We start from the raw sequence: 12,469 nt of genomic DNA on the forward strand, positions 1-12,469 counted from the left end.
ATCGATCAGCCGGGCTTTTTATCGCTTGAAAATAACTTACTTCTTCAAGCCGTAATGCTCATCCAGCATGCCCGGGGCGTTTGGCGTTTTTGGCGCGTAGTCCCGTGGCGGCTCCTGGTTTTCCCGGGGTGGGGTCAGGCGTTCCCGTGGAGTTTGCGGTGCATCGGAATGCAGCGCGGCCAGCAGGCGTTGACGGGTGATGTCGTCGAGGGCCAGGCGGTTTGCGCCATCGGCGAGGTGATCCTGTACTTCCTGGTAGCTCTGGGTGAGTTTCTTGACCAGGGTCGCGGTGCTGTTGAAGTGGGTAACAACCTCGTTCTGATAACTGTCAAAACGTTCCTGAATGTCATCCAACTGACGCTGCGTGCGGTTAGGCGCGGCATTCGGCAGCAGGCGGGCAACCAGGAATCCAATGGCGACACCGGCAACCAAGGCGAGAGTCGGCAACAACCAAACTAAGAGCGAGTGTTCCACGAGTCCTTCCTCTATAAACGGCTTTGCTTTACGTTAACGGCTCAAACCTGCGCTGTATACCGCGATTAAGCTCGCAATGATGCCATGCACAGACTTTTAGCTAGACGAGTCGACCCTTTGAGAGGTCACGGAGTTCATTCCTTGCTCATGCGTGAAACCCCCGTTTTGATCGATGGCCCGGTAGGCCAATTGGAAGCACTGTACCTGGATCACCCCGAGCCACGTGGCCTGGCGCTGATCTGCCACCCTAATCCGGTGCAGGGCGGGACCATGCTCAATAAAGTCGTTTCGACCCTGCAACGCACAGCTCGCGATGCCGGGTTGATTACTTTGCGTTTCAATTACCGTGGCGTCGGCGCGAGTGCCGGCACCCACGACATGAGCACCGGTGAAGTGGACGATGCCGAAGCGGCTGTTACCTGGCTGCGTGAAAAACACCCCAACCTGCCGCTCACCCTGCTCGGTTTTTCCTTTGGTGGCTACGTGGCGGCAAGCCTCGGCGGCCGCCTGGAAGCCAAAGGCGAAAAGCTCGCGCACCTGTTTATGGTCGCCGCCGCCGTGATGCGTCTGAGCAATAACGACGTGCTGCCCCAGACCTGCCCATTGACCTTGATTCAACCGGAAACCGACGAAGTGGTCGATCCGCAATTGGTCTACGACTGGTCTGCCGCCTTGAAACGCCCCCATGAGCTGCGGAAAGTGGCAGAATGCGGGCACTTTTTTCATGGCAAGCTCACCGATCTCAAGGATCTGGTGCTGCCGCGCCTCTCGAATTGATAGCAGTCTGATAAGCGATTACCCATGACGACTCGTACCCGTATCCTCACCGGCATCACTACCACCGGCACGCCGCACCTGGGCAACTACGCTGGTGCGATCCGCCCGGCGATCCTTGCCAGCCAGGACGCCAATGCTGACTCCTTCTACTTTCTGGCCGACTACCACGCCCTGATCAAATGCGATGACCCGCAGCGCATCCAGCGTTCGCGTATGGAAATCGCCGCGACCTGGCTGGCCGGTGGCCTGGATGTGAACCGGGTGACCTTTTATCGCCAGTCCGACATCCCGGAAATCCCCGAGCTGACCTGGCTGCTGACCTGCGTCGCCGCCAAGGGCCTGCTCAACCGCGCCCATGCCTACAAGGCCTCGGTGGACAAGAACGTGGAAACCGGCGAAGACCCGGATGCGGGCATCACCATGGGCCTGTACAGCTACCCGGTGCTGATGGCGGCGGACATCCTGATGTTCAACGCGCACAAGGTGCCGGTGGGCCGCGACCAGATCCAGCACGTTGAAATGGCCCGCGACATCGGCCAGCGCTTCAACCACCTGTTCGGCAACGGTAAAGAATTCTTCACCATGCCCGAGGCGCTGATCGAAGAAAGCGTTGCCACCTTGCCGGGCCTGGATGGCCGCAAGATGTCCAAGAGCTACGACAACACCATCCCGTTGTTCACCAGCGCCAAGGACATGAAGGACGCTATCTCGCGGATCGTCACCGACTCCCGCGCGCCCGGCGAAGCCAAGGACCCCGACAACTCGCACCTGTTCACCCTCTACCAGGCGTTTGCCAGCAAGGCCCAGGAAGAAGAGTTCCGCGGCGAGCTGCTGCAAGGCCTGGGTTGGGGCGAGGCGAAGAGCCGTCTGTTCCAACTGCTGGACAGCCAACTGGGCGAGGCCCGCGAGCGTTACCACCAGTTGATGTCGCGCCCGTCGGACATGGAAGACCTGTTGCAGGTCGGGGCCAGGAAAGCCCGTGCCGTAGCCGCGCCATTCCTGGCCGAGTTGCGTGAAGCGGTGGGCCTGCGTTCGTTCGTCGAGCAGGCTGCAGCGCCGATCGCCACCAAGAAGAAGGCCGCCAAGGCCGCGCGTTTCGTGAGCTTCCGTGAAGATGACGGCAGCTTCCGCTTCCGCCTGTTGGCCGCCGATGGCGAGCAATTGCTGCTGTCGCGCAACTTTGCCGATGGTAAAGCGGCCGGCGCAGTCACCAAACAACTGCAAAGTGGCGCTGCGCTGGACTTACGCACCGAAGCCCTGAGCTTCAGCGTATGGCTGGACGGTGCCGCAGTGGCCGACAGCGCCGAGTTCGCCGATGGTGCATCGCGTGATGCCGCCATCGAAGCCTTGCGCACTGCGTTGACCCCAATCGAGGATTAACCCGACCAAGGGTTGATTGCCATTATCCAGGGCCGTCGTTACAGTGACGGCCCGTTTTTGTTGCCTTGCTAACGAAATTATGACGCCCCTAGAACGATACCAAGCTGATCTGAAACGCCCTGAATTCTTCCATGACGCGGCCCAGGAAACGGCGGTGCGTCATTTGCAGCGCCTGTACGACGACTTGGTTGCGGCCTCGCAAAGCAAGCCGGGGATGCTCAGCAAGCTGTTTGGCAAGAAAGACCACACGCCGGTCAAGGGCTTGTATTTCTGGGGCGGTGTAGGCCGGGGTAAGACCTACCTGGTCGATACGTTCTTTGAAGCGCTGCCGTTCAAGGAAAAGGTCCGCACCCACTTCCACCGCTTCATGAAGCGCGTGCACGAAGAAATGAAGACCCTGCCGGGTGAGAAAAACCCGCTGACCATCATCGCCAAGCGTTTCTCCGATGAAGCGCGGGTCATCTGCTTCGATGAATTCTTCGTCTCCGACATCACCGATGCCATGATCCTCGGCACCCTGATGGAAGAGCTGTTCAAGAACGGCGTGACCCTGGTCGCCACCTCGAACATCGTGCCCGACGGCCTGTATAAGGACGGCCTGCAGCGCGCTCGCTTCCTGCCTGCCATCGCGCTGATCAAGCAGAACACCGAGATCGTCAACGTCGACAGCGGGGTCGACTACCGTCTGCGTCACCTCGAGCAAGCGGAGTTGTTCCACTTCCCGCTGAACGAAGCGGCGCACGAAAGCCTGCGCAAAAGCTTCCGCGCCCTCACGCCGGAATGCACCCAGGCGGTGGAAAACGACAAGCTGATGATCGAGAACCGCGAAATCATCGCTCTGCGTACCTGCGATGACGTGGCCTGGTTCGAATTCCGCCAGTTGTGCGACGGCCCGCGCAGCCAGAACGATTACATCGAACTGGGCAAGATCTTCCACGCGGTGATCCTCAGCGGCGTGGAGCAGATGAGCGTCACCACCGACGACATCGCACGACGGTTTATCAACATGGTCGACGAGTTCTACGACCGTAACGTCAAGTTGATCATCTCGGCGGAAGTCGAACTCAAGGATCTGTATACCGGCGGGCGCTTGAACTTTGAATTCCAGCGCACCCTGAGCCGCCTGTTGGAAATGCAATCCCACGAGTTCCTGTCGCGCGGGCACAAGCCTTAAGAGCGATGTAGGTCAAATGTGGGAGGGGGCTTGCCCCCGATAGCGGTCTTTCAGTAACAGATGCACTGACTGATCCACCGCTATCGGGAGCAAGCCCCCTCCCACATTTGCTTACGCGGCTTGTTGGAACTGTTGCCGATATTGGTTCGGTGACAGCTCCGTGTGCTGTCTGAACAACCGCGCAAAGAAACTCGCATCGTCGTAACCCACCTCATAACTGATGGTCTTGATGCTCTTGCGGCTGCCCGAGAGCAGGCCCTTGGCCGTCTCGATACGCAGTCGTTGCAGGTAATGCAGCGGCTTGTCGCCGGTGGCGGTCTGGAAGCGGCGCATGAAATTGCGGATGCTCATGCCGTGTTCCCGGGCAACGTCTTCGAAGCGGAATTTGTCGGCGAAATGCTCTTCGAGCCAGTGCTGGATCTGCAGGATGATCACGTCCTGGTGCAGCTTCTGGCCGCCAAAACCGATACGTCCGGGTGAATAGCTGCGCTGTACTTCGTAGAGGATGTCGCGGGCCACGGCCTGGGCGATGTTGGCGCCGCAGAAGCGTTCGATCAGGTAGATATACAGGTCGCACGCCGAGGTGGTACCGCCGGCGCAATACAGGTTGTCGGCGTCGGTGAGATGTTTGTCCTGATTGAGCTGGACTTTGGGGAAGCGTTCGCTGAAGGCGTTGAAGAAACGCCAGTAGGTGGTCGCCTCCTTGCCGTCGAGCAGGCCGGCTTCGGCCAGCCAGAACACCCCGGTGGCTTCGCCGCAGAGTACCGCGCCGCGTGCATGTTGCTCGCGCAGCCACGGCAGCACTTGCGGGTAGCGCACACACAGGGCATCGAAGTCATCCCAGAAGGCCGGTAGCACGATGATGTCGGCGTCTTCCAGGCCGCCGTCCACCGGCATGATCACATCACTGAAGCTGCGCACCGATTTTCCGTCGGGGCTCACCAGGCGTGTTTCGAACGCTGGGGTCAGGCCCAGGCCTTGCTGTTTGCCATAACGCAGGCTGGCGAGATGGAAGAAATCCTTGGCTTGCATGAGGGTAGAAGCGAATACCCGATCAATGGCCAAAATGCTGACGCGCCGCAACGGCGTGGAGATTTGGTTAGACATAATTTCATTTATTCTTATAGGGGAAAGTGGTCACCAGACGGCTGGATCGTCTTATTTTTTGTCGCATGTGTCCAGTGTCCTGTGACGCCATCGGGGCATAGGCTCTGTGGGCTCGTCCTTGTCCGACAATCCACGCAGGTGACCCATGATTCCGAGAACCTTGTTCAGCCCGGAGCACGAACTCTTCCGCCAGAGCGTGCGCACCTTTCTTGAAAAAGACGCTGCACCGTTTCACGGGCAATGGGAGAAGCAGGGCTACATCGACCGTAACCTGTGGAGCAAGGCAGGGGAGGCGGGGATGTTGTGTTCCCATCTGCCGGAGGAATACGGCGGGCTGGGCGCGGACTTTCTCTACAGCGCGGTAGTGATCGAGGAGATCAGCCGCCTGGGCCTGACCGGCATCGGCTTTTCCCTGCATTCGGACATTGTCGCGCCCTACATCCTGCATTACGGCAGTGAGGCGCTGAAGCACAAGTACCTGCCCAAGTTGATCTCCGGTGAGAGGGTCACGGCCATCGCCATGACCGAGCCGGGTGCCGGGTCCGACTTGCAAGGGGTCAAGACCACAGCCGTGCTGGACGGTGATGAGTACGTGATCAATGGCTCCAAGACCTTTATCACCAACGGGTACCTGGCTGAGCTGGTGATCGTGGTCGCCAAGACCGATCCCAAGGCGGGTGCCAAGGGCACCAGCCTGTTTCTGGTGGACGCCGATACGCCCGGCTTCGCCAAGGGCAAGCGCCTGGAGAAGGTCGGCATGAAGGCCCAGGACACGTCAGAGCTGTTTTTCCAGGACGTGCGCGTACCCAAGGAAAACCTGCTGGGCCAGGCCGGCATGGGCTTCGCCTATTTGATGCAGGAATTGCCGCAGGAGCGTTTGACTGTCGCGATTGGCGCGCTGTCGTCTGCCGAGGCGGCGTTGCAGTGGACCCTGGAATACACCCGTGAGCGCAAGGCGTTCGGCAAGGCGATTGCCGACTTTCAGAACACCCGGTTCAAGTTGGCGGAGATGGCCACTGAGATTCAGATCGGCCGCGTGTTCGTCGACAAATGCATGGCGTTGCACCTGGAAGGCAAGCTGGATGTGCCCACTGCCGCGATGGCCAAGTACTGGGCCACGGACCTGCAATGTAAGGTGCTCGATGAGTGCGTGCAGTTGCACGGCGGCTACGGGTTCATGTGGGAGTACCCGATTGCACGGGCGTGGGCGGATGCGCGGGTGCAGCGGATTTATGCGGGGACCAACGAGATCATGAAGGAGATCATTGCGCGGGCGCTTTGAGTGCTGTGTTGTTTGTGAGGGCCCTATCGGGGCGGTGCGACGATTCGACTTGCCCCCGATAGCGGCCTACAGATCGATCAAGGCGCCGGATTCGGATGATCCTTCTGAATCGCCTCAATCCCTTCCAGTACTTCCTTCGACAGCTTCAGATCAGCACTGGCGATGTTGCTGTCCAGTTGCTCCAGCGATGTTGCGCCAATAATGTTGCTGGTCACGAACGGCTGTTGTGTCACAAACGCCAATGCCATCTGCGCAGGATCCAGGCCATGCTCCCGCGCCAGTGCCACATAACGGCTGCACGCCGCCTCCGACTGCGGGTTGAAGTAGCGGCTGAAACGGCTGTACTCCGTCAGGCGCGCCTTGGCCGGGCGTGCGCCACCTTCGTACTTGCCGCTGAGCATGCCGAATGCCAGGGGCGAGTAAGCCAGCAGGCCGCACTGCTCACGAATGGCGATTTCCGCCAGGCCAATCTCAAAGCTGCGGTTGAGCAGGTTGTAGGGGTTCTGGATCGATACCGCGCGGGTCCAGCCGCGGGCTTCGGCCAGGGCCAGGAACTTCATGGCGCCCCACGGGGTTTCATTGGACAGGCCGATGTGGCGGATCTTGCCAGCCTTCACCTGCTCATCCAGCGCTTCGAGGGTTTCCTCCAGCGGGGTCAGGTCGTCTTCGTCCTTGTGTTTGTAGCTCAATTGGCCGAAGAAGTTGGTGCTGCGCTCCGGCCAGTGCAGCTGGTAGAGGTCGATCCAGTCGGTTTGCAGGCGCTTGAGGCTGGCGTCCAGGGCTTCGACGATGTGCTTGCGGTTGTGGCGCAGATGGCCGTCGCGGATGTAGTCGATGGTGTTGCCGGGGCCGGCGATCTTGCTGGCGAGGATCCAGTCGGCACGGTCACCGCGGCTTTTGAAGTAATTACCGATGTAACGCTCGGTGGTGGCATAGGTGTCGGCCTTGGGCGGCACCGGGTACATTTCTGCGGTGTCGAGGACGTTAATCCCCGCCGCCTTGGCCCGTTCGATCTGCGCGAAGGCCTCTGCCTCGCTGTTCTGCTCACCCCACGTCATGGTGCCCAGGGCTATCGCGCTCACGTTCAGATCCGTACGGCCCAGCTGTCGATAATCCATCGGGTGCTCCTTCAGGGAAAACAATCATAAAAGCAGGTTGAATTTTTTTTCGCAATCTGCATAATTGCCCACCTCTTTCTGCAGTGGAAGTGATGCGCCGCCTGCCGAAGAATCTTGCCGTTGAACGGACGCGCCGACCCGAGCCCCCGATAGCGTCTGTATCCGGCTGCCTTTGACTTGTCAAAGTAAGCACTATTCAGTAAGATCCGCCGTCTAATTTACAGGGCGGCCCCTGAGGCTATTAAAGAATGACAACTTTTACTGCAAAACCGGAAACAGTTCAGCGCGACTGGTTTGTCGTCGACGCCGCTGGTCAGACCCTGGGTCGTCTGGCCACTGAAGTCGCCAGCCGTCTGCGTGGCAAGCACAAGCCTGAGTACACCCCTCACGTTGACACCGGTGACTACATCGTGATCATCAACGCTGAGCAGGTACGTGTTACCGGCAACAAAGCGCAAGACAAAATGTACTACCGTCACTCCGGTTTCCCAGGCGGTATCAAGTCTTCCAACTTTGAAGGCCTGATCTCCAAGAAGCCTGAAGCCCCGATCGAAATCGCGGTCAAAGGCATGCTGCCGAAGGGCCCACTGGGTCGCGATATGTTTCGCAAGCTGAAAGTCTATGCGGGCGCTGTACACCCTCATGCTGCTCAGCAGCCCCAAGAACTGAAGTTTTAACGGAATAGTTCATTATGTCGGCGACTCAAAATTACGGCACTGGCCGTCGCAAAACCGCAACCGCACGCGTTTTCCTGCGTCCGGGCACTGGTAACATCTCGATCAACAACCGCACTCTGGACAACTTCTTCGGTCGCGAAACTGCCCGCATGGTAGTTCGTCAGCCGCTGGAATTGACCGAGACTGTTGAAAAGTTCGACATCTACGTCACCGTTATCGGTGGCGGTGTAAGTGGTCAAGCTGGCGCAATCCGCCACGGTATCACTCGCGCTCTGATGCAGTACGACGAAACCCTGCGTGGCGCTCTGCGCAAAGCTGGCTTCGTGACTCGTGATGCCCGTGAAGTTGAACGTAAGAAAGTCGGTCTGCGTAAAGCGCGTAAGCGTCCGCAGTACTCGAAGCGTTAATTCGCTTTACGTTCCACAAAAACGCCCAGCCTCCTTACGGAGCTGGGCGTTTTTTATTGCCTGCGATTTATGCACATTTTTCACCGTGACAACTTGCCACATCCGTAGACCCCCTATACTACAAGGCTTGGAGGCGGAGCCCCGGGCAATTCCCTTGTCATACGTGGGGCTTTTCATTACCATTCGGCAAAATTTTTATAAGTTCAGATTTAATACTTAGTAGACGCCTGATTTAACAGGCCAAAAAGCTGATGGGAGAGGACTGAATGAGCAATGACGGCGTGAATGCAGGCCGGCGTCGCTTCTTAGTAGCAGCCACATCCGTGGTGGGTGCTGCAGGAGCGGTGGGGGCTGCGGTCCCGTTCGTGGGGTCATGGTTTCCCAGTGCCAAGGCGAAAGCCGCAGGTGCACCGGTGAAGGTGAATATCAGCAAGATCGAACCAGGCCAGCAGATGATTGCTGAGTGGCGCGGCCAGCCGGTATTCATTGTTCGTCGTACTGAGGAAATCCTGGGAAATCTGAAAAAGATCGAAGGCCAGTTGTCTGACCCCAAATCTGAGAAATCCGACCAACCCGCCTACGCCAAAAATGAAGCACGTTCGATCAAGCCAGAGATTCTGCTGCTGGTTGGCCTGTGTACCCACTTGGGATGCTCGCCCACCTTCCGCCCTGAAGTCGCCCCGGTCGATCTGGGTAAAGACTGGGTCGGTGGTTATTTCTGTCCCTGCCACGGCTCCCACTACGATCTGGCGGGGCGCGTCTACAAGTCCCAGCCCGCTCCCTTGAACCTGCCCGTGCCTCCGCATACCTACGAAACTGACGACCTCATTGTCATTGGCCTCGATAAGGAGAACGCGTGATGAGCAAGTTCATGGATTGGGTGGATGCACGCTTCCCCGCCACTAAAATGTGGGAAGACCATCTCAGCAAGTATTACGCGCCAAAAAACTTCAACTTCTTCTACTTCTTTGGTTCCCTGGCACTGCTGGTGCTGGTTAACCAGATCGTCACCGGTGTCTGGCTGACGATGAGCTACACCCCGTCGGCGGAAGAAGCGTTTGCCTCCGTCGAATACATCATGCGTGACGTCGAGTACGGCTCGATCCTGCGCCTGCTGCACTCCACCGGCGCTTCAGCGTTCTTTATCGTGGTCTACCTGCACATGTTCCGTGGTTTGCTCTACGGTTCGTACCAGAAGCCACGGGAGCTGGTGTGGGTGTTCGGTATGCTGATCTACCTGGCGCTGATGGCGGAAGCCTTCATGGGCTACCTGCTGCCATGGGGCCAGATGTCGTACTGGGGCGCCCAGGTGATCATCTCGCTGTTCGGTGCCATTCCCGTCATCGGCAACGACCTGACCCAGTGGATCCGTGGTGACTACCTGATCTCCGGTATCACCCTGAACCGCTTCTTCGCTTTGCACGTCGTAGCGCTGCCGATTGTGATCCTGGGCCTGGTGGTGCTGCACATCCTGGCGCTGCACGAAGTGGGTTCCAACAACCCGGATGGCGTGGACATCAAGAAACACAAGGACGAGAACGGCATCCCGCTGGATGGCATCCCGTTCCACCCGTACTACACCGTGAAAGACATTGTCGGCGTGGTCGTGTTCCTCTTCGTGTTCTGCTCGATCGTGTTCTTTTTCCCGGAGATGGGTGGTTATTTCCTCGAGAAGCCTAACTTCGAACAGGCGAACGCCTTCAAGACACCTGAGCACATTGCCCCGGTCTGGTACTTCACGCCGTTCTACGCGATCTTGCGGGCGATCCCCGACAAACTCATGGGCGTCATCGCCATGGGCGCGGCCATTGCGGTGCTGTTCGTGTTGCCGTGGCTCGACCGAAGCCCGGTCAAGTCCATGCGCTACAAAGGCTGGCTGAGCAAAATCTGGCTGTGGGTGTTCTGCATTGCATTCGTGATTCTGGGCGTGTTGGGCGTATTGGCGCCGACCCCTGAGCGTACGCTGCTGTCGCAGGTCTGCACCTTCCTGTACTTCGCCTACTTCATTCTGATGCCGTTCTACACCCGGCTCGAGAAGACCAAACCGGTTCCGGAAAGGGTGACTGGCTGATGAAAAAATTATTCGTTGCATTGATGCTTGCGGCGCTGCCGCTACTGTCCTTCGCTGCCGAGCACGGCGGCCCGGAACTGGAAAAAGTCGATATCGACGTGTCTGACAAGGCGGCTATGCAAGACGGCGCGCGTACGTTCGCCAACTACTGCATGGGCTGCCACAGCGCCAAGTTCCAGCGTTACGAGCGGGTGGCCGATGACCTCGGTATCCCCCATGAAATGATGCTGGAGAAGCTGGTGTTCACCGGTGCCAAGATCGGCGACCACATGAATATCGGCATGAAGCCTGCCGACGCCAAGACCTGGTTCGGCGCAGCGCCTCCTGACCTGACTCTGGTGGCACGTGTACGCGGCACCGACTGGCTCTACGGCTACCTGAAATCCTTCTACGAGGACCCGGCGCGCCCTTATGGCGTGAACAACCGTGTGTTCCCGAACGTCGGCATGCCTAACGTTCTGGTCGGCCTGCAAGGCAAGCAAGTGGTAGGATGCAAGCAGGTTCAGGTCGTCGAAGACGGCAAGAAGCAATATGATCCGTTGACCGGTACGCCTTTGACTCATGAAGCGTGCGATCAACTGAAGATAGAAACCCCTGGTTCGTTGACTGACGAGCAGTTTGACGAGAAGGTCAAGAATCTGGTGACCTTCCTGGCCTATTCCGCCAACCCGGTCAAACTGCAACACCAGCGCATCGGGACGTATGTCTTGCTGTACCTGGCTTTCTTCTTCGTATTCGCTTATCTGCTTAAACGCGAATACTGGAAGGATGTGCATTGATCCAACCGTAAGCAATTGCTGTTAATCTTGCGCGCCCAGCGGCATCTCTAACCCGTAGCGATCTGGACTTTCCAGAGGCTGCAGAGATGCTTTCTGGGCGCGCTCGTTTTTGAGCTTTCCATAATTTCAACAAGCGAGGAGGACCGCCATGGGCGTGACCAATCGGTTGGCCTGTTACTCCGACCCCGCCGACCACTATTCCCACCGAGTACGCATCGTACTCGCAGAGAAGGGTGTCAGCGCCGAGATCATCAGTGTGGAGGTGGGTCGTCATCCGCCGAAACTGATCGAAGTGAACCCTTACGGCAGCTTGCCCACCCTGGTCGATCGTGACCTGGCGTTGTGGGAGTCAACCGTGGTGATGGAATATCTGGATGAGCGTTACCCGCATCCGCCTTTGCTGCCGGTGTATCCGGTGGCCCGTGCCAACAGCCGCCTGCTGATCCATCGGATCCAGCGAGATTGGTGCGGGCTGGTGGATTTGATTCTGGATACCCGCAGCAAAGAAGCTGCTCGGGTGCAGGCGCGCAAGGAATTGCGCGAGAGCCTGACCGGTGTTTCGCCGTTGTTCGCCGATAAACCTTTTTTCCTCAGTGAGGAACAAAGCTTGGTGGATTGCTGCCTATTACCCATACTCTGGCGCTTGCCGATTCTGGGCATTGAACTGCCACGGCCGGCCAAGCCGTTGCTTGATTACATGGAGCGCCAGTTCGCGCGTGAGGCTTTCCAGGCGAGTCTGTCTGGTGTCGAACGCGATATGCGCTAAGGCTTAAGGAGCCGTTGATGAACTCCAGTCGACCTTACCTGGTCCGCGCGCTCTATGAGTGGATTGTGGATAACGATTGCACCCCGCACATGCTGGTCAATTCCGAATTTCCTGCGGTTCAGGTACCGCAGGGGTTTGCCAGTGACGGGCAGATTGTGTTGAACGTATCACCCAGTGCCGTGCGCCACCTGCACATGGACAATGAAGCGGTCAGCTTCGAAGGGCGTTTCGGCGGTGTGCCGCATACGCTGTTCGTGCCGATTGGCGCTATCCTCGGCATCTATGCCCGGGAGAACGGCCAAGGCATGGTGTTCGATCTGGAGTCGCCTTTCGAGGACGACGAAGCGATTGAAAACGAAGACGGCGATGATGTGCCGCCACCGGAGACCGAGCCGCCGCGTCCGAGCGGTCGGCCGAGCCTGAAAGTGGTGAAGTAAAGTGCGTAAGTCTTCGGGCC

General features: G+C 58.4%; 14 protein-coding genes. 11 read left to right on the forward strand and 3 right to left on the reverse strand.

Annotation, left to right across the window (positions count from 1 at the left end):
* Window positions 1-36: 36 nt before the first annotated feature.
* Complete coding sequence (locus HCF10_RS00860) at window positions 37-474, reverse strand: YhcB family protein (RefSeq protein WP_003171734.1); 438 nt, start codon at window positions 472-474, stop codon at window positions 37-39.
* Between the two features lie 147 nt (window positions 475-621).
* Between HCF10_RS00860 and HCF10_RS00865 the strand changes: the two genes are divergently transcribed.
* The 3 genes from HCF10_RS00865 (at window position 622) to zapE (ending at window position 3,805) form a co-directional block, all read left to right on the forward strand.
* Window positions 622-1,251: an alpha/beta hydrolase gene (locus HCF10_RS00865; RefSeq protein WP_167654721.1), complete on the forward strand. Its 630-nt coding sequence runs from the start codon at window positions 622-624 to the stop codon at window positions 1,249-1,251.
* A 24-nt stretch (window positions 1,252-1,275) separates the two neighbouring features.
* Window positions 1,276-2,631 (forward strand): tryptophan--tRNA ligase, encoded by a 1,356-nt coding sequence (locus HCF10_RS00870; RefSeq protein WP_167654722.1) that lies wholly within the window; start codon window positions 1,276-1,278, stop codon window positions 2,629-2,631.
* Window positions 2,632-2,710: 79 nt separating this feature from the next.
* Window positions 2,711-3,805, forward strand: coding sequence for a cell division protein ZapE (gene zapE, locus HCF10_RS00875; RefSeq protein ID WP_053131627.1), 1,095 nt, complete (start codon window positions 2,711-2,713; stop codon window positions 3,803-3,805).
* A gap of 111 nt (window positions 3,806-3,916) precedes the next feature.
* On the opposite strand, the gene HCF10_RS00880 is transcribed toward zapE, so the two are convergent.
* Window positions 3,917-4,837, reverse strand: coding sequence for a GlxA family transcriptional regulator (locus tag HCF10_RS00880; RefSeq protein WP_178116718.1), 921 nt, complete (start codon window positions 4,835-4,837; stop codon window positions 3,917-3,919).
* A gap of 220 nt (window positions 4,838-5,057) precedes the next feature.
* On the opposite strand from HCF10_RS00880, the gene HCF10_RS00885 reads away from it, so the two are divergent.
* Window positions 5,058-6,194, forward strand: a complete 1,137-nt coding sequence (locus HCF10_RS00885; RefSeq protein ID WP_131698450.1) for an acyl-CoA dehydrogenase family protein — start codon at window positions 5,058-5,060, stop codon at window positions 6,192-6,194.
* A gap of 77 nt (window positions 6,195-6,271) precedes the next feature.
* Here the strand turns inward: HCF10_RS00885 and HCF10_RS00890 are convergent, their stop codons facing one another.
* Window positions 6,272-7,312: an NADP(H)-dependent aldo-keto reductase gene (locus HCF10_RS00890; protein ID WP_167654723.1), complete on the reverse strand. Its 1,041-nt coding sequence runs from the start codon at window positions 7,310-7,312 to the stop codon at window positions 6,272-6,274.
* 248 nt (window positions 7,313-7,560) lie between these two features.
* Here HCF10_RS00890 and rplM point away from each other — a divergent pair, with 248 nt between their 5' ends.
* From rplM to HCF10_RS00925, 7 genes are all read left to right on the forward strand, one after another.
* The gene (gene rplM / locus HCF10_RS00895) at window positions 7,561-7,989 is read left to right on the forward strand and encodes a 50S ribosomal protein L13 (protein WP_003171742.1); all 429 of its coding nucleotides are present in this window, start codon (window positions 7,561-7,563) and stop codon (window positions 7,987-7,989) included.
* A 14-nt stretch (window positions 7,990-8,003) separates the two neighbouring features.
* Window positions 8,004-8,396, forward strand: a complete 393-nt coding sequence (rpsI, locus tag HCF10_RS00900; RefSeq protein WP_003171743.1) for a 30S ribosomal protein S9 — start codon at window positions 8,004-8,006, stop codon at window positions 8,394-8,396.
* A 266-nt stretch (window positions 8,397-8,662) separates the two neighbouring features.
* Complete coding sequence (gene petA, locus HCF10_RS00905) at window positions 8,663-9,256, forward strand: ubiquinol-cytochrome c reductase iron-sulfur subunit (protein ID WP_027604843.1); 594 nt, start codon at window positions 8,663-8,665, stop codon at window positions 9,254-9,256.
* Complete coding sequence (locus tag HCF10_RS00910; RefSeq protein WP_003171746.1) at window positions 9,256-10,467, forward strand: cytochrome b; 1,212 nt, start codon at window positions 9,256-9,258, stop codon at window positions 10,465-10,467. Before petA ends, HCF10_RS00910 begins: the two co-directional genes overlap by 1 nt.
* Window positions 10,467-11,246, forward strand: a complete 780-nt coding sequence (locus tag HCF10_RS00915; protein WP_027604842.1) for a cytochrome c1 — start codon at window positions 10,467-10,469, stop codon at window positions 11,244-11,246. The genes HCF10_RS00910 and HCF10_RS00915 overlap by 1 nt, the downstream gene beginning before the upstream one ends.
* Window positions 11,247-11,394: 148 nt before the next feature.
* Window positions 11,395-12,012: a glutathione S-transferase N-terminal domain-containing protein gene (locus HCF10_RS00920; RefSeq protein WP_027604841.1), complete on the forward strand. Its 618-nt coding sequence runs from the start codon at window positions 11,395-11,397 to the stop codon at window positions 12,010-12,012.
* Between the two features lie 17 nt (window positions 12,013-12,029).
* Window positions 12,030-12,449, forward strand: a complete 420-nt coding sequence (locus HCF10_RS00925) for a ClpXP protease specificity-enhancing factor (protein WP_131698448.1) — start codon at window positions 12,030-12,032, stop codon at window positions 12,447-12,449.
* The last annotated feature ends 20 nt before the right edge of the window (window positions 12,450-12,469 follow it).

It is taken from the genome of Pseudomonas sp. B14(2022) (assembly GCF_012030485.1).
Lineage (GTDB): Bacteria > Pseudomonadota > Gammaproteobacteria > Pseudomonadales > Pseudomonadaceae > Aquipseudomonas.

Excerpts from the sequence above, each read along its gene's own strand:
- HCF10_RS00865 (WP_167654721.1), top strand. The coding sequence starts at position 622 with ATGCGTGAAACCCCCGTTTTGATCGATGGCCCGGTAGGCCAATTGGAA.
- HCF10_RS00920 (WP_027604841.1), top strand. The coding sequence starts at position 11,395 with ATGGGCGTGACCAATCGGTTGGCCTGTTACTCCGACCCCGCCGACCAC.
- HCF10_RS00915 (WP_027604842.1), top strand. The coding sequence starts at position 10,467 with ATGAAAAAATTATTCGTTGCATTGATGCTTGCGGCGCTGCCGCTACTG.
- rpsI (WP_003171743.1), top strand. The coding sequence starts at position 8,004 with ATGTCGGCGACTCAAAATTACGGCACTGGCCGTCGCAAAACCGCAACC.
- HCF10_RS00885 (WP_131698450.1), top strand. The coding sequence starts at position 5,058 with ATGATTCCGAGAACCTTGTTCAGCCCGGAGCACGAACTCTTCCGCCAG.
- HCF10_RS00925 (WP_131698448.1), top strand. The coding sequence starts at position 12,030 with ATGAACTCCAGTCGACCTTACCTGGTCCGCGCGCTCTATGAGTGGATT.
- HCF10_RS00910 (WP_003171746.1), top strand. The coding sequence starts at position 9,256 with ATGAGCAAGTTCATGGATTGGGTGGATGCACGCTTCCCCGCCACTAAA.
- rplM (WP_003171742.1), top strand. The coding sequence starts at position 7,561 with ATGACAACTTTTACTGCAAAACCGGAAACAGTTCAGCGCGACTGGTTT.
- HCF10_RS00870 (WP_167654722.1), top strand. The coding sequence starts at position 1,276 with ATGACGACTCGTACCCGTATCCTCACCGGCATCACTACCACCGGCACG.
- petA (WP_027604843.1), top strand. The coding sequence starts at position 8,663 with ATGAGCAATGACGGCGTGAATGCAGGCCGGCGTCGCTTCTTAGTAGCA.
- zapE (WP_053131627.1), top strand. The coding sequence starts at position 2,711 with ATGACGCCCCTAGAACGATACCAAGCTGATCTGAAACGCCCTGAATTC.
- HCF10_RS00880 (WP_178116718.1), bottom strand. The coding sequence starts at position 4,837 with ATGCAAGCCAAGGATTTCTTCCATCTCGCCAGCCTGCGTTATGGCAAA.
- HCF10_RS00890 (WP_167654723.1), bottom strand. The coding sequence starts at position 7,312 with ATGGATTATCGACAGCTGGGCCGTACGGATCTGAACGTGAGCGCGATA.